General features: G+C 53.2%; 19 protein-coding genes and 1 tRNA gene. 6 read left to right on the forward strand and 14 right to left on the reverse strand.

The genetic code is table 11. From position 1 onward, the window contains the following. Nucleotides 1–33 precede the first annotated feature (33 nt). Both selA and G449_RS0104980 read right to left on the reverse strand, forming a co-directional pair. Nucleotides 34–1,470: an L-seryl-tRNA(Sec) selenium transferase gene (gene selA / locus G449_RS0104975; protein WP_022658211.1), complete on the reverse strand. Its 1,437-nt coding sequence runs from the start codon at nucleotides 1,468–1,470 to the stop codon at nucleotides 34–36. A gap of 115 nt (nucleotides 1,471–1,585) precedes the next feature. Beyond that, the gene (locus tag G449_RS0104980) at nucleotides 1,586–2,878 is read right to left on the reverse strand and encodes a bifunctional folylpolyglutamate synthase/dihydrofolate synthase (RefSeq protein WP_022658212.1); all 1,293 of its coding nucleotides are present in this window, start codon (nucleotides 2,876–2,878) and stop codon (nucleotides 1,586–1,588) included. Nucleotides 2,879–3,092: 214 nt separating this feature from the next. Between G449_RS0104980 and G449_RS0104985 the strand changes: the two genes are divergently transcribed. The 3 genes from G449_RS0104985 to G449_RS0104995 all read left to right on the forward strand — a co-directional run bounded on the left by G449_RS0104985 (nucleotide 3,093) and on the right by G449_RS0104995 (nucleotide 5,264). After that, nucleotides 3,093–3,169: transfer RNA gene (locus G449_RS0104985), tRNA-Arg, on the forward strand. 209 nt (nucleotides 3,170–3,378) lie between these two features. Beyond that, nucleotides 3,379–4,719, forward strand: a complete 1,341-nt coding sequence (locus G449_RS0104990) for an HD domain-containing protein (protein WP_022658213.1) — start codon at nucleotides 3,379–3,381, stop codon at nucleotides 4,717–4,719. Nucleotides 4,720–4,736: 17 nt separating this feature from the next. After that, nucleotides 4,737–5,264, forward strand: coding sequence for a hypothetical protein (locus G449_RS0104995; RefSeq protein ID WP_022658214.1), 528 nt, complete (start codon nucleotides 4,737–4,739; stop codon nucleotides 5,262–5,264). Nucleotides 5,265–5,278: 14 nt separating this feature from the next. Here G449_RS0104995 and G449_RS0105000 read toward each other — a convergent pair whose 3' ends face one another. After that, a complete protein-coding gene (locus G449_RS0105000; RefSeq protein WP_022658215.1) occupies nucleotides 5,279–5,857 on the reverse strand; it encodes a recombinase family protein in 579 nt (192 codons plus the stop codon). Between the two features lie 224 nt (nucleotides 5,858–6,081). On the opposite strand from G449_RS0105000, the gene G449_RS16045 reads away from it, so the two are divergent. The 3 genes from G449_RS16045 (at nucleotide 6,082) to G449_RS0105015 (ending at nucleotide 7,125) form a co-directional block, all read left to right on the forward strand. Beyond that, complete coding sequence (locus G449_RS16045) at nucleotides 6,082–6,294, forward strand: helix-turn-helix domain-containing protein (RefSeq protein WP_022658216.1); 213 nt, start codon at nucleotides 6,082–6,084, stop codon at nucleotides 6,292–6,294. Between the two features lie 54 nt (nucleotides 6,295–6,348). Next, entirely contained in the window at nucleotides 6,349–6,669 is a 321-nt protein-coding gene (locus G449_RS0105010) for a hypothetical protein (protein WP_159060431.1), read from the forward strand. A 99-nt stretch (nucleotides 6,670–6,768) separates the two neighbouring features. Further along, the gene (locus tag G449_RS0105015; RefSeq protein ID WP_022658218.1) at nucleotides 6,769–7,125 is read left to right on the forward strand and encodes a hypothetical protein; all 357 of its coding nucleotides are present in this window, start codon (nucleotides 6,769–6,771) and stop codon (nucleotides 7,123–7,125) included. Here G449_RS0105015 and G449_RS0105020 read toward each other — a convergent pair whose 3' ends face one another. The 11 genes from G449_RS0105020 to G449_RS0105075 form a co-directional block, all read right to left on the reverse strand. Then, a complete protein-coding gene (locus tag G449_RS0105020; RefSeq protein WP_022658219.1) occupies nucleotides 7,126–11,328 on the reverse strand; it encodes an LPD38 domain-containing protein in 4,203 nt (1,400 codons plus the stop codon). Beyond that, nucleotides 11,325–12,968 carry a hypothetical protein gene (locus G449_RS0105025; protein ID WP_159060432.1) on the reverse strand — a complete coding sequence of 548 codons (1,644 nt, stop codon included), beginning with the start codon at nucleotides 12,966–12,968 and terminating at the stop codon, nucleotides 11,325–11,327. Before G449_RS0105025 ends, G449_RS0105020 begins: the two co-directional genes overlap by 4 nt. A gap of 324 nt (nucleotides 12,969–13,292) precedes the next feature. Next, complete coding sequence (locus G449_RS18400; protein ID WP_022658221.1) at nucleotides 13,293–13,937, reverse strand: tyrosine-type recombinase/integrase; 645 nt, start codon at nucleotides 13,935–13,937, stop codon at nucleotides 13,293–13,295. Further along, nucleotides 13,909–14,145, reverse strand: coding sequence for a helix-turn-helix domain-containing protein (locus G449_RS18060; protein ID WP_034604876.1), 237 nt, complete (start codon nucleotides 14,143–14,145; stop codon nucleotides 13,909–13,911). The genes G449_RS18400 and G449_RS18060 overlap by 29 nt, the downstream gene beginning before the upstream one ends. Then, nucleotides 14,142–15,125 (reverse strand): helix-turn-helix domain-containing protein, encoded by a 984-nt coding sequence (locus tag G449_RS18065; protein ID WP_081640452.1) that lies wholly within the window; start codon nucleotides 15,123–15,125, stop codon nucleotides 14,142–14,144. Before G449_RS18065 ends, G449_RS18060 begins: the two co-directional genes overlap by 4 nt. Next, nucleotides 15,040–15,339, reverse strand: coding sequence for a helix-turn-helix domain-containing protein (locus tag G449_RS18405; protein ID WP_022658224.1), 300 nt, complete (start codon nucleotides 15,337–15,339; stop codon nucleotides 15,040–15,042). The genes G449_RS18065 and G449_RS18405 overlap by 86 nt, the downstream gene beginning before the upstream one ends. Nucleotides 15,340–15,347: 8 nt before the next feature. After that, complete coding sequence (locus tag G449_RS0105055) at nucleotides 15,348–15,569, reverse strand: helix-turn-helix domain-containing protein (RefSeq protein WP_022658225.1); 222 nt, start codon at nucleotides 15,567–15,569, stop codon at nucleotides 15,348–15,350. A 581-nt stretch (nucleotides 15,570–16,150) separates the two neighbouring features. Further along, nucleotides 16,151–16,510, reverse strand: a complete 360-nt coding sequence (locus G449_RS0105060; protein ID WP_022658226.1) for a helix-turn-helix domain-containing protein — start codon at nucleotides 16,508–16,510, stop codon at nucleotides 16,151–16,153. Continuing rightward, the gene (locus tag G449_RS0105065; RefSeq protein WP_022658227.1) at nucleotides 16,479–16,757 is read right to left on the reverse strand and encodes a hypothetical protein; all 279 of its coding nucleotides are present in this window, start codon (nucleotides 16,755–16,757) and stop codon (nucleotides 16,479–16,481) included. The genes G449_RS0105060 and G449_RS0105065 overlap by 32 nt, the downstream gene beginning before the upstream one ends. Before the next feature lie 54 nt (nucleotides 16,758–16,811). Next, entirely contained in the window at nucleotides 16,812–17,963 is a 1,152-nt protein-coding gene (locus tag G449_RS0105070; RefSeq protein ID WP_022658228.1) for a tyrosine-type recombinase/integrase, read from the reverse strand. Between the two features lie 425 nt (nucleotides 17,964–18,388). After that, nucleotides 18,389–18,823, reverse strand: a complete 435-nt coding sequence (locus tag G449_RS0105075; RefSeq protein ID WP_022658229.1) for a YqaA family protein — start codon at nucleotides 18,821–18,823, stop codon at nucleotides 18,389–18,391. Nucleotides 18,824–19,167: the final 344 nt, after the last annotated feature.

Consider the following 19,167-nt stretch of genomic DNA (forward strand, 5'->3'; position numbering starts at 1 on the left):
GTTCCTTTTATCTCACACTATGTGTTTCGCGTATTATGCCTGTTGAGGGATTGCAGCGTTCAGCGCCTGACGCAGTACGCGCAGTACCTCGGGGTATTCTTTGACATCAAGTGTGCGCGGGTCAAGGCAGAAGGCGTCGTCTTCCAGCCGCCCAATGAGCGGAGGAACCGTCTCAAGCAGGGCAGCCTTGAGGGCTGTGGGGCTGCATGCCGTGGGTCTGAGCCGCACCAGGGTGGTGGGCAGGTCGTACTGCGGAAACGCGCCGCCGCCCACGCGCGACACATCCTCCCGCAAGCCGACCTCGCACAGGGGGCTGTCTGCATTAAGCCCCTTGCGCAACCGTTTTGCCAGATTGCGGGCTGCCTTGGCCAGTTCATCGGGCGGGCAGGTTATCATGCGCAGGGTAGGCACGCTCTTGCGGGCTTTTTCCGGGTCAAGGTACAGGCGCAGGGTGGCCTCAAGGGCGGAGAGGCACAGTTTGTCGCAGCGAAGCGCCCGCGTGAGCGGATTGCTCTTGAGCTTTTCCACCATGCTCTTGCGCCCGGTGATGATGCCAGCCTGAGGGCCGCCAAGCACCTTGTCGCCCGAAAAAGTCGCAATATCCGCGCCCTGCGAGAGCACTTCCGGCACAGTTGGCTCGTTGGGCAGGCCGCAGGAAGAAAAATCCATAAGGCTGCCGCTGCCGAGGTCTTCAATGAGCGGCAGGTGGTGCTCGCGCGCCAGTTCCGCCAGTTCGGGCAGGGCCACGGCGGCATGAAAGCCCACAATCCGGTAGTTGGACGTGTGCACGCGCATGAGGGCGCGGGTATTCTCGTTGATGGCGGCGCGGTAGTCGCGCAGATGCGTGCGGTTGGTGGCCCCCACCTCGCGCAGGGTGGCCCCGCTTTTTTCCATCACTTCAGGAATGCGGAAGCTGCCTCCTATTTCCACCAGTTCGCCGCGCGAAACAATCACCTCGCCGCCCTTGCAGAAGGTGTCGAGCACCAGCAGCACGGCGGCGGCATTGTTGTTGACCACAAGGGCCGCTTCGGCCCCGGTGACGCGGCAGATGAGTTCTTCCACCAGCGCGTGGCGGCTGCCCCGGCCGCCTGTGGCGAGATTCAGTTCCAGATTGCAGTAGCCGGTAGCTGCCCGCAGCACGGCCTCTCGGGCTTCTTCGGCCAGCACGGAGCGCCCCATGTTGGTATGCACCACAACGCCCGTGGCGTTGAGCGCTGACCGGAACCGGGGGCGCAGCCCGCGCTGCACAAAGGCCAGCAGGCCTGGCAACTGGCGTTCAAGATGCAGGTCTTCGGGGGCGGTGCAGCGTCCGGCGCGGATGTCATCCCGCCGAATATCCCAATAAGCGGCCACAAGATCGCGCAGCAGCGCGTGCGGCGTTTGCTGGCTGTCGCCCAGTGCGGCATCCGCGCGGTGCAGCGCGGCAATGCTGGCGTCTACGGCGGGAATGGCGCGAAAGAGATTTTGCATGAGCGTCCTTTATACTGCGGTTACCGCAAAAAAATAAAAAATACGCGACACGGCGGCTTGGGCTTTGTCTGCCATGTAGCGTCGTCAGCCGGGCCAGCGGCGGGCTTGCCTGCGCCTACTGGAGCTGCGGTTGCAGCAGCCATTGGGGGTGCTGCGTAAAAAACTCTGAAAGCAGGTACAGCGAACCCGTCATGAGCACTGGGCGGGCTTCGGTGGCGGCGGGCAGGGCGCGCGCCAGTTCAAGCGCCTTTGCCAATCCCTGAGGGCCTTCGGGTAAGGCCTGTGCCGTGGCCGGGGGCAGGGCATTACAGGCGGTGGCTATGTCTTGCGCTGCTGCGGCCCGGTGGTTGCCCAGCGTAACCACAAACATGGGGGCTCCGCCCAGATAGTGCTTGAGCATCTGGGCGGCAGGCAGCCAGTCTTTGTCTGCAAGACAGGAAAATACCGCTCCGGCGGGTTGCAGGCCTTCGGCGCGCAGGGCCTTGATCAGCGCGGCCATGCCGTGCGGATTGTGGGCGCCGTCGAGCAGCAGCGGTGGATACTGATCTGTACCCGGCACTCGCTGCAAGCGACCCGGCATAAAGGCTTGCGCCAGCCCTTGAGCCTGCGCCTTCGTGTCCTCCGCGCTCTTGCCCAGCATGGGGGCAAGCTCGCGCCATGCCGTGAGGGCCAGACCTGCGTTGGCGCGCTGGTGAGGGCCGCTGAGCCCAAGGCGGGTATCGGCGGCAAGCGGACAAGCCCTGATGAAGGGTGCGTTGTGGCTGCGGGCCGCGCGCTCAAGAATTTTTGCGGCTTCGGGAAACTGCACAACACCGCACACGGGCGCGGCGCTACGTATAGCTGCGGCCTTGTCTGCCGCAATGTCGGCAAGGGTGGGGCCAAGGATGTCCTTGTGGTCAAGGGCAATGGGCGCATAGCACATGAGGTCGGCGGCAACGGCGGTTGTGGCGTCGTGTTTGCCGCCAAGGCCAGCCTCAAGCACGGCCAGCTCCACGCCCTTGCGGGCAAAACCCAGCAGTGCCAGCACCGTAAGAAATTCAAAGTAGGTCAGATCGGGCGCGGCGGCCATGACCTGATTGGCTGGCTCAACCCAGTCATCCGCAGGCCAGGGGGCGCAGGCGGCATCATTTGGCCCGCCAATGCGCAAGCGCTCTGTGGGACTGACAAAGTGCGGCGAGGTGTAGAGGCCAACCCGGCAGCCGTGAGCAAGGGCAAGGGAGGCCAGAAAGGACGATGTTGATCCCTTGCCATTGGTGCCGAGCACCTGAGCGACCATAAAGGGCGGGCGAGTCAGATCAAGGGCAGCCAGAGCCCGGCGCATGCGGCCCAGGCCCATATCCATATGAAAAAGCCCTAGGCTGTCCAGATGGCGCTGGATATCTGCGGGAGTGCTGAACGTGTTGCTCATTTATATATGGTAGCGCAAAGCGCGCTGTCTGTCAGCGGGCGGGTACAGGCAAAACCCGCGCAAGTCTTGCCCGATGCTTGCGTAAAAAACGTGCAACATCGTGCAAACCCCGCCGCAGAGGCATGCGCGCCTGAATGCGTGGGAACGCTTGACGCAGTGGGGCGCTATCACTATATTGGCCGCCACACGGCAGGGCACTGCGCCCTTGTCATGTGCGCCCGTAGCTCAGTTGGATAGAGCAGGAACCTTCTAAGTTCTTGGTCAGGGGTTCGATTCCTCTCGGGCGCGCCAATAAAATCAAGCTCTTATGGTTGATAAGCCGTAAGGGCTTTTTTAATTCCCAACACAGTTCCCAACACGGATTGAATTTTTATGCTCAAACATATATGAAGCAATGCCATGATTTCAATGAAAATATAGCTTCGTGGTTTTTATGCTGAACGATATCATTTGCAATGCCGCAATGGGGATCTGAGAGAAATCATTGAGAGAGGTGAATTGTGAAGTCACAGCATGAATTTCGTGATCCAATCCACGGGTTCATTACGATGCAAACTGTTGAAAGGGCTGTTGTTGATTCGTGGCCATTTCAACGATTGCGTGACATTCATCAATTAGCTATGACATACTTAGTTTACCCAGGGGCAACACACCGTAGATTTGAGCATTCACTTGGAGTGATGGAACTTGCATCACGGGTATTCGACACAATTACATTAGAGAGTAATGCGAGAAATATCCCTTCCGGCGTGCGTGATGCGATTCCACAAATAGAAGACAAAGAAGGGCTTCCACGCTGGAAAAGAACTCTTCGTATGGCAGCATTGTGTCATGATCTCGGGCATATGCCTTTTTCGCATGCTAGTGAGGATCTTTTACCAGGGAGCTCGCATGAGCGTATGACTTGGAGTATAATCCATAGCTGTGAAATGACTCCACTATGGGATGAGCTTCGTCTTGAGCCCAAAGAAATTGCCAAGCTTGCTCTTGGCCCCAAAGAAGTTGCAGAATTGCATTTTGATGAGGATGTCACCTTTAGTACGTGGGAATCTTTGCTGTCAGAGATTATTGTCGGTGATGCTTTTGGTGTAGACAGGATGGATTATTTGTTACGTGATTCTCATCATCTCGGGGTGAGCTATGGGCGGTTTGATCTCCAGAGGATACTGCAAGGGCTCAGGATAGCAGCAAAGGCCCCGGATGGACCTGAAGAAGGCGATCAAAGTTTGGAGCCTGTTATTGGGGTTGAGCATGGTGCCCTACATGCCGCAGCCGCGTTACTTTGGGCTCGATATTCAATTTTTTCTCAAGTTTACTTTCATCACGTGCGAAGGATTTATGATATCCACCTGCAAGATTTTATGAGAGCTTGCTTTCCCAAGGGCTATCCCGTAAAAGTAAAAAAATTTCTAGAAATAAGTGACAGCGCGGTCTTGCAAAAACTGTATGCGGCCGCTATGGATGGCAGCAAAGCAGGGCATGAAGACGCAGCGAGGCTAACCCAACGCAAGCATTTTCGTCGTATTTATCAACAGTCTAAGGCAGATGTCCAAATTGGGTTGCAAAAAGGAATTTTTGAACCTGGGCAGATCCTTTATGAACGATTGAGCCAAGAGTTTGGCAAAGAAAATGTGAAGTATGACGCGGGCAGCAAAAAGCATAAGCGCGTGGACTTTCCTGTTGTATCCGAAGATGCTCAAAAGTTTTTATTGGCAAGCCAAGAAATGCCCACAATTAATAGCGTTCCAGATGTTGAGTCGCGTTATATTTTTGTCAGGCCCGATATCGTTTCAAAGGCTAGATCTTTTTTAGAAAAAGAACGCCAGGAAATCTTGTCTTAAAATATGAGGGTGTGACAATGAGTGCTTTTGAAAACTACAGCCTTATATTACATTTAATGGATTCATTGTATAATAAGGATAGTTGGTGCGGCGAAACGCATATTCAGAAAAGCATGTATGTTTATGAAACTGTTTTTTCTGTAAAAACTGAATTTAACTATGTACTATATAAGCATGGTCCATATTCATTTAATCTGCATGACACGTTGAATGATCTTATGGCTTACCAGTTGGTTGAAGCAGAGCAGAGGCCTCCTTATGGGCCAAGGTTGAAGGTAACTGATCAGGGGCGCAGTTTTATGCAACAGCATGGAAGTGTTGATCCTAAAGGCCTAGAAGCCGTGACAACGGCTTTGCGGCATGAAAGTGTTCAATCCCTTGAAAAGCTGGCAACTGCGCTTATGATTTTTGTTAAAGACCCAACAGAGCATGCAGAAAATCGTGCACAATTACTGCACGAGCTTAAGCCGCATGTCCCCTTAGAGGACGCACGGATTGCGACATGCCGTATGGATGTTATGTGGAAGCAATTAAAGGCTGCTTAGAATAAAAAGCCCTTCTAGCAAGAAGGGCTTTTTTGCTGTGAAGTTCGATCAAGGGCCGTGTAGAGTGTTTGCCGCGAAACACCTAAATCACGCGCAACTTGGGCGATCTTGGCCCCAGCATTAATCTTTTCGCGGGCTTCTGCTATCTGGGCTGCGTCTAATGCCGCTTTCCGACCTTTGTATTTCCCTTCCTTCTTTGCCAAGGCGATGCCTTCGCGCTGGCGTTCTCGGATCATGGCCCGTTCAAATTCAGCCACGCTGCCGATGATCTGCAACTGAAGGCGCTGGAACGGGCTGTCTTCCCCTGTAAAAATCAAGCCTTCTTTGTGGAACTGCACCGTCACGGCGCGGCTGGTCAAATCCGAAATGAGCGTAAGCAAATCCTGAAGATTGCGGGCGAAGCGGTCAATGCTGTGGACGTGGAGAGTGTCACCGTCACGCAGGTATTCTAAGCAAGCCTCTAGCTGAGGGCGCTGCCTGCTTTTGCCGCTGGCCTTGTCGGTGAATACCTTGTCCAAGGTAGTGCCTTCAAGCTGGCGGCCTGTGTTCTGGTCAACGCTGCTGACACGGATGTATCCAATTTGCTTGCTCATGGGTGATTCTCCTGTAAAGTGTCTAATTAGAATTTAAGAATCAAAATTGATTATGTCAATAAATTATTTTTATAATCCTATTTTGACACTTTTTAGGCAAAAGCTAGTTGTTAATTTAGACTATACTCAAATTTGACATATTACTTTAATGAATTGGGCTTGACGGAAGTCTTAATTCCGAATAAGTTCCAATTAAATTCCTTTTACGTTTTTTGGGTGGAGCTATGGTTGAAAAAATAAACTGGCCGCACATAGGTATGACCGTCGAAGAGTGCGCGGAGGCTTTGCGCATTGATCGTAAAACCATATTTTTGGCTCTTCAGGACGGATTGCCTGCAAGAAAAGTTGGGCGAAGTTGGAGAATTGATCCCGATGCGGTCAAGGCATGGCTTGCAACTGGCAATGCCACACAGGCCTTGGACAGTGGTGAGGAATAAGAGATGGCCCAGCGAAGGAGCTGCGAACTCCTGCCGGGCCTAACCGCAGAGCACATGAGAGGTGCTATTATGGTTGAAACAAGTGTGCAGAAAAAGGTCGAAAAGTACAAGACATTCCAAATTGAAGAAATAGTTGCTGTGTACAAAAATATGGATGAATTCTGGCATTCAATCTCAGATATCCTACTTCGTCTTCAGCTTGTTCAGTCTTTCTCGGAGTATGAGACAGAAAAATTGATAGGGGAAGAAATTCAGATAAACGCAATAGCATTAACCCTCAAAGATATAACGCAGCTTTTAGAATCTGAGGTAGATAAATTTTTTTCTTTGCACATGGAACTTTCCCCTTATGATGTAGGCAGGGAAAGTATATAGCTGTGATGATATTGATCAAGACACAAAGAGGGCTGGGGTAACTCCCAGCCCTCTTTGCATCTGCTTGCTTCCGCATGGCTGGCTCAGTATGCTGACTAAATGCGAAAGCTCTCTTGCTGCCTGCTCCTTGCCGCGCTGCTGATCTTTGTAATCCCTGATTTCCATGTGTTTGGGGACGCTTCAGACGCGCGGATTGCCGCCTTAGTTGTCAGCGATGCTGCAACAAAACTTGCCGCCAAGGAAATGGACTACAAGAGCGGGGTTTACAGTGAGCTGCGGGATCGAGGCTTTTCAGATTCTGAAATCCGTGAATTCATGCGTCCCATTTTAGAGAAGGCAAGTTTTTCAGGTCAGGACATAATCAAGTACTTCAGCCTGTTTGATCCGAACTACCACGGCGAGGAACTGAAGCGCCTGGACGATCACGGCAAGATTGTTGATAACCTGCTCAACTGATTATTTCCCTTCCGCCCGCTGCTTGAGCCGCTCAATATCCGGCTGCAACGTTTCAAACACCATATTGCCAAACTTGGCCACCTCGATGGCATGAAAGTGCAGGCTGTCTATTTGCTGGCGCTTTTCGTCCGGCGTCATGCTCGGAATTTTGTTTATGAGGTCAATGGCCTTTGTAATCTCAGACAAAGCCTTATGCGGCGCGTCCATTGCCTGATAGACGGAATAGGGCAGCAGGTTGGCCACGTCATTGTATTTGAAGTCCTTGCCCAGGGCGTTAATGGTCTTCAGGTAGCTGGTGGATTCTTCATAGTGGTCAAAGAACCGCTGAATACTCTCCGCCCCCATACTTGGATGGCGAATCACGAAAGCCCGTACAAAGGGAATATCTGCCAGCGTGGCGGCGGGCTTTACGGGATCATCAACAACCCCAGCTTTGCGGGCCATGGCATCGACCAACTGAAGGGCATACCTGCCCATGCCGCCCGTCCAGCCGCGAATATAATTTTCAGCGCGGGCAGGGGAGAATGTGTTCATTTCTCCCACTGGCGGCAACGTGCCGACAAAGTTTGAAAGAGCTTTTGTGAGTTCCGTAGTGCTGGGGGTGTACTGATATTCCGGAAGCAAGCCCTCTCTGTTTTTGGGAATGATAGGCCGGTCAAAGGGCAGCGACCTGTTTGCAAAGGCTTCGATCACCGGGGCGAAGGCAGTCGGCACAAGGTTGGGTGCAGAAACATCGAGCATGGACTTGCCAAGCCCCCTGAAGGCCTCCTGTCTGGCTTTCTCCACGCTGCCATACTTGTCGCGCGCTGCATCGAGGATGAATTCTGTAGCCCGCTCAAGCGTTGAACCGAACATGACGCCTTGTTCAAACGGCTTGGGAATGCGCAAGAGAACCTTGTTTTCGCCTTGCCCGATAGGCGTAATCCAGAACATATCCCTTTGGGCGCGCGGAACCTCGGCAACGTCCTTGTCTCCATAGTTGTTAATGGCGTTGAGTATGGACGGAATGCCAATGAACAGAGCGGTGCGCACAAGAAAGCGCCTGGGGTTTTCCACGGCTCCGCGCGCTGTTCTGTCCAGCCCCTGCATGCTGGCATTGAAGAATGCCGTTATAAGGTTGAACGAGGCCGTCAGCTTGCCCCGGCGCGAAAAGTCCATAATGTCCCGTGATTCATAGGCGGCCTGCATCAATCCGGCCTTGTCATTACCGTGCTTCTCTGTGGCCTTGCCGAACTCGCCCAAGCGGGTCATTTTTTCCGAAAGTTCCGAGCCAAGGCGCAGCAGCTCCAAGGGATTCTTGACCACGTTCCAAACGCGCTCAGTGTAGCCGGTGGCCTCAATGTCTTTGAGCGTTGTTTGAAGTGTTGTTCTGTCCATGCTCACAAGGCTGGCCTGATCTCCGCCAGCCTTCACCCAGCTCCAATAAGTATCGTCCTTGGTAACTGCGCGCTTCAATCCCTTGGCCGTGTCCAGGCCGGGAATGAAGCCAGTGCGAGAAAGAACGCCCGTAGAAACAGCGTCGCGGATGAGGTTTCGAACCATAAAGTCGGGCGTAAGCGTGGCCCCAGCCCGCAGCATCTTTGCCGGAATGGAAATGAGTTCTACCAGCAAGGGAATGGTTTCAGAACTCAGGCCGTTCATGACTTCGGCAATCTCCGGGGCCACCTGATACACTTCGCGCTTTCCATCGCGGAAAACGGCGATCTGGCTTTTTTTGTCCAGCGTAGCGGCGTTCTGCCAGAACGTGAGCATTTCGCCCATGTCAGCAGATTCAGCTATCGCCTTGATTGAAGCTTTAACGCTGGGGCTGATTGGGCCAAGGGAATCAATGAACGCCTTGCTCACGTCCTCAGCCCTGACCTGCACCGCAGCTTTCGGCGTAGGCAATTTTTCCACCAGCCAGCCTGCGCCATCGGTTTTACTGGCAAGGTCTGTGAGGGCGCGGCCAATGCCGTTCTTTTCCGCCGCTTCAATCATGGCGTAGGTGTTCTTGATGATGGATTCCAGCGGGTCAATAATATCGCGCCCGCTGCCCTTGATGCGCCGTATGGGGTTGCGACCAGTGAGCGACTTGCCGCTTCCAAGGAAGCCGCCGGCATTTTCCATGACGCGGAAGAACGGGACATAGTTTTGATTCATTTCCCGCATGGCTGCCGCCGTTTCCGCGCTGAGCATTCCAGAATCTACCAGGTAATTCACAACGTGGTTCTGGTATTCATCCAGCTCGCGGGCCAGAGGCTCGTACTTTTCGCCAAGCCTCTCAGCCGTTGCGCGCATGGCTTCAGGGCGAATGCCAGACTTGATGCCCCGGCCCTCAAGCTCAAGGCCACGCATGGAAACAAGGAAAGCCCTGAATTCGTCCAGATTGTCCACGGCCCGCAGGGTTTCTGCCAGGGGCTTACCAACATTTTTCCACTCACCATAGGTGAACGGGGAACGCTCAATAAAGTGCGTGGCCTTGCCCTTGGCCCCGGCAAACGTGCGGGCAAGCGTGTAGGGGTTCATATCCGCAGGCAGTTCCTTGCCTTCAGCAAGAATATCTGTGGCTTTTTTCAGAGGGTACAGACGGTCAACGAAATTGGTGTAGAGGCTATCCCAAGTGTCCTTGGAAAGAAGGCGCGAAATAAGCCCCTCACTCTCACGGCCTTCAATGCTGATATGTGAAAGAACTTCCTGGGCGGCTGGTTGGTCTGCCCAGCGCTTGACCACTTCGCGCGCGTTTAAAAGTGCCGTGCCGAATTCTGGGGCGCGCTCTGAAAGCGTCTTTTCAATGTGCTCGTAGAAGCGAGGCGCAACGGCCTTGGCTTCATCGGGGCTGACCACATATTTTGCCACGAACTCCGCGAAGCCTTCGGGTAATGCAGATTGCCCCGCGCGGGGTTGGGTGGCAATGGGGGCAAGTTCATCACGAAATGCCCGCAGCGGGGCGGCTGAAATATCGCCGAAAAGCTGCTTTTGGATGTGGTGGCCAGCCTCATGCACAACGGTGGCCACGTCGTTGGCGGTGCGCGTCCTGATCACTTCGGGCGTGATTTTATAAATTCCCTCGGCGTTTCTGCCAGATGGCCCCATTTTGCCCGTTCGGATTGGCACATCAAGCGCGTCAGTCAACGATTGCACCACGTCAGAAAGCGGAATTGCATCGGCCCTGCTCAATTCGCCTTCGGGCATAACTGGTTTGTCTTCAGCAATGGGGATGTGTGTTCCACTGCCTGCGCTCTGAAGCGCGCCTTCATCGCTTGCAACGGTTGGAGCGCCGGTTTCTGCCTCAGATTCGGGCTTGATGTCTTGCGGGCGTTGGGCGGTGATCTCTTCAGCTATGGCCTGCGGAACATCCCGGTTGATGGAAAGCATATCCTGCCGGACTGTCGGATCAGCCTCAGCCGCCTGGGCAACGGCAATGGGGTCTTTGCCCGTTTTTGCGTAGATATCTCGCAGCTTGGGAACCATTTTAGGGACGTGGCGGAGGCCTCCCGCAGCGTGAAGGCCACCCACAAGAATTGCTGCGTCAACAAATTCGTGCGGTTCTGGCAACCGGCCTTCTATTCCTGCGGCGGCGGTGGGCATGGTGGCTGTTTCTGCTGCCAGGCTTGCCGCAGTCTGCATGCCAGCCGTAGCACCAAGCATTGCGGCCCCACGGCCAGCAACTACGCCAGCGCCGCCCGTCAGGCCGCCTATAACCGCGCCTTTGGCCGCAGATTCGAGGACAGCACCAGACCGGCGCAAAAATTCCTCTGAAGACCGCACATCGCCGTTTTTTATCTGCTCCATGTAGTAGGCGCGTGTTCCCTCTGTAAGTGCCATCGCCGAAGCCGGAACGCTTACAGGCGCAGCCGGGCCGCCAAGCAAGCCCGCAGCAGCACCAGCGGCCAGGGTAGGCACGTCACCTGCCAGTGTACCCACCTGCATGCCCACGCGCTGCATGGTGGACATCTGGGAAACCTGCTGTGAGGTAAGGCTGTCCGGCAGCTTTTCGCGTGAGGCTAGGCCCGTAACTGACCCCTGGAAGCCGTATTGAATGGCATCCAGCATGGAAACAGGATCATAGCCATTGAAGTATGCGTTGATTTCTTGGTCAGAGAAACCGCGATCTGTTAAATGGGGGCGCATGTAGCCCTGAATTTCTTGGTCAGAATATCCACGAGTGCGCAATTCAAGATAGAAATCTTGATTTCCCTTTGACTGCTCAAGTTGCTGGCTCATTCTGCCCCTCCGATAGGATTGCGCTTTAAGTTGTCTGCAATACCCTCTTTGGGCTTTTTCTCTTTGCCAGCCCCACCAGCACTGATAACCCTGTTCACGTTGCTCAAGGCATCGTCAACGGTTATGGCGTTGCTATTCATGATGGACATGGGCGTATCACTGTTGAACAGCTTTTCCACGGCTTCAGGCCCACCTTTTTTGTATGCCTCGGTAATGACGGTGCTCAGTTGGCTGCGTGCACGGTCTTCCTTGATGGCAGCTTCTGGCGTGCCTGCGGCAAACTGTGAACGGGCATATGCATTTTTAATGAGACTGTCGGCGCGCTTGAGGTAATCTTTCAGCGGGCCGTCCATATCCTTGCGCATGCCCTTGAGCATTGTCACATCGCCCACGCTGGCCTTGCCCTGGGCAAGCATCACGTCAATGGGGGCATCGGAATCAATGGAGCCGTTTACGATCTGCCGGGCCATATCGTTCACGGCGGCGGGGTCGCGTGTTTTGCCTATGGTTCCTTCTTCCAGCTTCTTGCCCATTTCAATTTTGGTAATGGCGTCAAGGTTGGAGTTCTGCAAATCCTGGTATGCCTTGGCAGGGTCTGGGGCGATTCCCTTGTCAGGGTCGCCCATGAGCGTGGAGTAAATGCCGTTTACGGTGCTGGTGACATAGATGTCGTTTTTTTGCTTCTCAACGGTTTTGTTGAAGCTCCACTGCGTTTGCAGCATGCTGCGCACGCTGATGGCGGTTTTTGCATCCATGCCGTATTTTGCCATGCCTTCCGGCGTGGATATTTCGGCAATGCCCTTCAGCGGATCATTGGCAAACGCGCCGACGAAGCGCATTTCTTTTTCAGCTTTTAAACGCGCCTCTGCACCGTGCTGGGCGTTCTTTATTCGTAGCAATACTTCATCGTAAGAGTCCGCCAATTCTCCACGAAACTGGGTTGCTAATGTCTGCGCCTTGCCGAAATTATCTTGAGCAACGGCGCGGCCAATGAGGTTTGACGCAAGACGCTGGTCAACCTTTGCCAATGTGGCAGTGAGGTCGCTGCCGGGAAACATTTCTTGCAGCTTAGTTTTGTAGGTGGCGCGCATACTGGCTATTTGCGCCGGATCATCCACCTTTGCGGCCTGCTGCATGAGGGTTGCTGCCTCGCCGTCGGCAACTTCCCCGCGCCAAAGCTCATTTTGCTGGCGGGCATAGTGCCCACCCTGGCGCACGGCCTCTATGCTGCGGCGGCCCCACTGCAGGTTGAACAGGTTGGCGGCAAGGGAGTTGCCCTGCAACTGTTCACCATATTTTGCGCCGGTGGTCTGCATCCACTGCTCAAAGTCTTGCGGCGCGGTTTCTGCCTCCTTGCGCCGCTTTTTTTGCATGTAGTCATTTTCAAAGGTGGAATAGTCTTTTTCCGCCTGCTGCATGGTGTCGAGCGCAAGGGTAACAGCCTGCTGGCGTTCATGCCCCTCGCCGTAGTCAATAAGACCTTTGCCAAGTTGCGCCCCGGCGCGGGCAATGATGGCGGGTGTTACGGTATCATGCGTTTGAGCGGCAAGAGGGATGCCCGACGATCTGCCTACGCTGCTGAACTGTGTATCACCTTGGACAGCTCGTGGTGTGTAGGAAATCAAACTTCTAGATGCCATAAGAAATCCTTTCCCCTGTGGGATTCATGGGGTTCTCCTTCAGCGTTGTTTTGATGTTTTTCAACAGCCTGTTGAAAAGTGGTGTTTTAAAAAGGAAAAAGACTGCATGTACTTGGTGCTTCATTTTTTCTGTATCGCTATATGGCGCTATATGCTCACAGGGGTGCTTCCTATGCGAACAGCGCGTATCTGCTCACCTCGATTTCTTTTTTTGCATATATGTTTCTGAATTATTACTTGGAGTTATGTGGGAAATTTTTTGAATTGCTCGGTACATTTCTTTTTCAAAAAGAAATGTTTTGCCCTGTGGAAAAGTGGGGCTGTTCAGGACAGGGCGTAGCTGTGCCTGGCTTCCAACATCTGCATGTTTTTGAAGGCGACTTCAGGGTCAACAGGCAGATACTTTTCAGTGTTCTTCATGTCCGCATGGCCCAGGGCGCGGGCGACCTCGCGCATGGGATCAATGCGCTCACCAGCCTGAACCCGGTCAACGGCAGCGCAGAAAATTTCTGTGGCAAAAGTCTTGCGCCAACTGTGTGTGGCCAACGTCCCCAAGTCCCGGCGAAGCCCTGCCTTGTTCGCAGCGTCATTGAAAATCTTCCATGCTTCTGCCACCTGCATGGGCCGGTCGCCCAGTTGACTGCGAAATAAGAACTGATCTGGGCCAAGGTGGCCGTACTTGAGCAGCCAATCCAGCTGAAGCCGGATTGCTTCGCGGGTTTGTGCTGGCAGCAGGATAGTGCGGCCCTGCGCCGCCTGCTTCATCTTGCCGCGCTGTACCTGAAGCGCCTGAACCACCTGCCGGTTTTGCAGCACGTCTGAAACCCTGATGGAAAGAGCCTCATGGATGCGAAGGCCCGTAGTAAGGCAGAGCAGGTGCAAGCACTGATTGCGCAATTTGTGGCGGCCAGAATAGGCGCTGTACATTGCGGCACATTCTTCAATCTTCAGAGGTCTGCATGGGGGCATTGTTTTCTTCCTTTTGTTCTGGGGTGTTTTGAGCGTAGTCGGCTATCCATTGCTCATGGATGCGCCAGAGCGGTCTTGTTGCGCATGACGTGTTGCTGGCCCGTAGCCTGCCGGTTGTTATGAGGCGGCGCACCGTAGTGGGGGAGACGCGAAGAATTTCCGCCACCTCAGTCAAAGTTCGCCAGCCTTCGGTAAATGAGGCAGTCATGCTGACTCCCTCTGTGAGGGGCGCAACCGTTGGGGCATAGCGTCTTGCAGTAGGTCTGAAATATGTTCAGGGCAGGCATTGCCGCTTTTTCGCTGGGGTGTGCTGCGGCAGGAAGCATGATTTTCTCCGACCGCTTCTTCAACATTTGCGGCATGCCGTTTGACCAGTTCGTCAAAACTGGGGCCGTTCAAAACCCTCTGCTTGCGTTCCGTGCTTCTGTAACGCTCTTTCACAGCAGAAAAAGCCCATTTGCGTAATGCCAGATAGTGATTTTTGTATGGGTCTTCGCCCTTGCGCGCGCCAAGCCATAGGCCAAAAAGTTCTATGGCTTCAGCCGTCATGCCTTCGCCATATGCTTGCACAAGGCGGCTGTGTTCCGCATCTGTGAGCAGGACATTCCCCAATTCACCGTAGGGGCGTTTGCCCTCAGATGGAGGAGATGCCGGGGGAGGGGGGAGTTCCCCCTCTTCTCTTTGGTTTCTTTTATGGTTCTCTTTAAGATTCTGGGTGTCACTGTGACGGGGGTCTGGCGTCACTGTGTCGGGGGTAGGCGTCACCATGTCGGGGGTGGGGGTGACATCATGACGGGGGAGGGGCGTCACTATGTCGGGGGTAGGGGTGACACAGTGTCGGGGGTCTTCTGGTGACAGGGGGGCTTCCAGCAATTTGTAGACTGTGGTCTTTCCGCTTACCCGCTCACACACGATAAGGCCAAGTTTTTCAATAGCCTTAATGCTACGCTGCACGGTTCTGTCTGAACAATTTGTATCAAGGCACAGTCGGCGTATGGATGGCCAGCATTCACCCGCATCATTTGCCCTGTCTGCCATTGAAAGCAGAATAATTTTTTGTGTGCGGGTTAGTATTTGCGTTTCCCACGCCCAACGCATTGCTTTAAGGCTCATAACTCCCCTCCAAATTGCCTTGGGCGTCTTCTCGCCCATGAACACCCATAAGCTGAAAGATATTAGCGTGCTCATGGGGAGGAATCCGGCGCAGAATGGACAGGCGTTCCAGCTCTACAAGAACAGCCTGGACGTCAGCGGGAGAAATACCCGTATCGAAGCTCAAACGATCCAAGTGCGGGAAGAGTGTGTGATCCTCCCCGGCCCGGTCTGCCATGGACAGGAGAACAAGTTTTTGCAGGGGCGTGACGGGCTGCCGCCAGGCCCACAGCGTAGCGTCTAAGCTCATGTCTTCTCCTACGTGCGATCTGGTTGTACTGCGCAGGAGTCCAGATACTCGTACAGGTCAGAGAGGCGATAACGAATTTTGCGGCCAACCTTGAGAAATGCGGGCGGCTGCCTCATGTACCGCCTGTGCTGCAAGGTCTTGGGGGTAAGACCGATAATTGCCGAAGCCTGGTGTTCATCCATTGTGACCAGCTTGGGGTCTTGCTGCATTTGGGAAGTGGGGGTGCTCATACGTCCTCGCTAGGGGGTAAAGATGATGTGCCAAAGTTGGCAAAACCGTATCATGGGTTTTCGGTTAAGAAGGCAAAGTTGAGGGTTTAACGGCAAAATAAGTGCTCACGGGACGCTGAGGGAAAGTAAAATTTTAGGGCAAAACTATTGACAGCTTTTGCAAAAAAATAGTTTTAGCGAATTTTGATTTTTGTTATATGTGAAGTTAGGGTGAGTGTGCGCATTCTAGATAGTAAACGGCCTGATGCTATAATTGTTGAAAGTGCTGTGAGGTGTGAATTAAGAAGACGCTAGCATAAGGCAGAAAATGTTAGCAATACTTTTTTAAGTTGCTACACAACACCAAACACAAAACACCAATTACCAAACATATAATTGTTGAAAATAAATTATTATTATGTAATTATTAAAAATAATAACATAGATGTAGTCGTTTTTGTGGGCGTGTTGCGTTGTTTATTTTATGTATTTATGCGCGGATATTTTTTGAATAACGATTATAATTTGTGCAAAAATAAAAGAGCCTGCTCAAAATATGAGCAGGCTCGCAAATATCACGGCTTGAATTTTTAAGGCTTATTCTAAATGTTCAGCAACCGGCGTGGGTCAATGTTCAGTGCATCGGCCAGCAGGCGGGCGTTTTTTTTGCCGATGGGGCGCTTGCCATTTTCCATGGCAGACAAGTGCGGCACGCTGATTCCGGTCATTTCGGAAAGCTGCCGTTGCGTGAGGTTCTCCCGATACCGAGCGCCGCGCAGATACATGGCGGGGATACACTCTTCACCAGTGAGGCTCAAGGCTTCCCGCCAGGGGATCGATTCGTTTTCTTCCCGCAGGCCATAGCCGTGCATGGTGTTCAAAATTTTCTCTACCATGTCATGAGGCACGGCAAAGGAAAGAATTTTTGTGTCAGTACGGGGCGCGTTCGTGCGTTCCAACATATGTCACCTCGATAAGTTTCATGCAATCTGCGCTTTCTTCCCATACGGCCACGTATGTGGGGTGGCCTTTCTTCAAATGGCAGTGATGGGTTTTTGCATCCAGCTTGCCATAATTGGGCCAGTCACCACGCACCGGCCCCTCAAGCTCAATGTCGAGCATAAGCGCGAGTAGCGTTTCAAATACAACCTTGGGGAGGCGCACAAGCTGTTTTTGCGCCTTGCGGGTAACATTGACTGTCCAAGCCACTACTGATCTCCCTTGGGTGTATGGTTGCCATTTTTTGGCAACCTGTCAAGACCGTTATTTGTCTTTCGTGCCTATATCAAGGCAATCGTTAATAACGCTGGCGGCCTTGCGCAAAGCCTCATCCCGCAAATGGCTGTATCGTTGTGTCATGGCTGGACTTTCGTGCGTGAGGAGCTTTTGCAGGGTGTAAAGATCAACTTGGCCACTGCTGATAAGCATGCTGGCGTATGCGTGTCGCAGGCCGTGCATAGGCCGAAAATCTTTGGGCAGACCTGCCTTGTCACGAACACGGCGGGCTATGCGCCGGAAGTCTTGCCGTTGCCCCCCGTTCTTGCCTGGGAATACAAATTCACTGGTGTGGTCAAGTGCAGCAAGGATGCTCCGCGCGGCGGTGGTCATGGGGATAAATTCGGTTTTTCCTTTTTTGGCAGAAGCGCCTTGCAGCGTGATTATGTCGCGTTCAAAGTCGCAGTCACTCCAGCGCAAAGCCAGTAGCGCGCCACGGCGCATTCCTGTTACCAGCGCAAGGCGAAGAATGCCCACAGCATTTTGATCAGGTTCTTCATCCAGTGCCGTGAGGTAAGCGGCAAGCTGTTTGTCTGTGAATGCCTCGGTGCGTTCATTGTCCACCTTGGGCATTTCGAAATGCAAGGCCGTGGGCATGTCGCATAGCCCGCGTTTTATCCCAAAGCGAATGATGCGCCTTATCTGCCCCAAAATGTTTTTGATGGTTTGGGGTGAATATCCATCCTTGGTCATTCGTCCGCGAAGAGTATCAATATCAGCGGTGGAAATGTCGGCAATCAGCTTGGCTGCCAGGCTGGGGGCAATGTGCTTCTGGTAGCGAAAGGCATCGCCTTTGGCTGAAGGCTTGCTTGCGTTGACCTCATGGTACAGGAGCCAGAGTCGGGAAAAGGTGCGGGGGCCACCTTCTGCAAATTGAGCGGCTTCAGCCGCCGCCCTGCGCTCGGTGTTTGATTTTTCTGAGCCTGAAGCCCGAAGGGCGCGAATGCGGTTTGCCTTGGCCGCACTCATGCCTTCAGATTCCCTACCTATGGGTTCTTCAATGAGCTTGCCGGAACGGCCCTCGCCTGCGCGACGGTAGATAATATAATACTGGCGTTCTTCGCCAAGGCCATCTAGCCTTGACTGAAGGCGAAAGAATACGCCGGGATATTTTGTCTTTCCTCTTTTTGCGGCAGCCATTTTCTATCTCTATTTAAGGGTTGCAGGTGTTATTCTTCCCAACACCATTCCCAACACGCAAGGCCAAAATAGAGGGTAAAAGACGGTAGGTCAACGAAATTGAATTCAAAAAAACCTTTAGAAATAGCAAGATATGGTAATTGGCAGTAAATGGCAGAATGATAGAGCAAGAACCTTCTAAGTTCTTGGTCAGGGGTTCGATTCCTCTCGGGCGCGCCATAAATAAATCAGGATGTTACATGGGTTTTCATGTGACATCCTTTTTTGTTTTTGGGGCAAAATCCCCTTTTGGTTGCCCGTCGGTCACCCACCTGTCACCCCCTGCCTGTTTTACACGATCGCGGGGCGGTTGGCACTGATTGGCACACGCGTTGGCACAGCAATTCTGTTTAGCTCGGCCTGCTTCAAGCCGCTATTCTTCATCCTCAGGTGAACTGCAAGGTGATCAGCGCAACCACGATATAGCGGAGAGTTTTTGCCACAGCCACAATGGCGATGAATGAGGGGAAGGGTTCGCGCAGAATCCCCGCTACGAGCGTGATGGGGTCGCCCACAACAGGCATCCAGCTCAAAAGCAGCGACCAGCGCCCGTATTTGCCATACCACGCTTCGGCCCTGGCAAGGCTGCTGCGCTTTATGGGAAACCACGAGCGATCCTGGTAGTGAATAAAGAACCGCCCAAGCAGCCAGTTGGTGGCAGAACCCAGTGTGTTGCCGAGGCTGGCGGCGGCGATCATTGCCCACAGCGGCGCGTAATCCTTTGCCAGCGCTCCTGCCAGAAAAAGCTCTGACTGCGCGGGAAAGATCGATGCTGCCACAAATGCAGAAATAAATAATCCCCAAAGTACGCTCACGCTCATTTCCGCATCCTGCTTGCAAGGCTTTATTGATTGCGCTGCGGCATGCCAGCACCGCACCATATAAAAGTGCCGCGCAGCGCACAAGTCGCATGAATTCTTGCCATGAATAGCTGATGTCTTTTCTCATTCATCATTATTTTTCTGCCGTTGATAACTATCCTGATCTCATGCCTCTGTTTTGCATCTGTCAGGTGTCTCGTTGCTAAGTACGTATTTAGGAAATTGTATTAAATATTTTAATTGTGCATGTAGAAAATAACTATTTTGTGAAGACTGGATGTGATGACCCCATATTGTTCAGCGTTGCATTTTTGCAACACAGTGTTGCAAAATTACAACATCTG

It is taken from the genome of Desulfovibrio desulfuricans DSM 642, assembly GCF_000420465.1.
Classification (GTDB): domain Bacteria; phylum Desulfobacterota; class Desulfovibrionia; order Desulfovibrionales; family Desulfovibrionaceae; genus Desulfovibrio; species Desulfovibrio desulfuricans.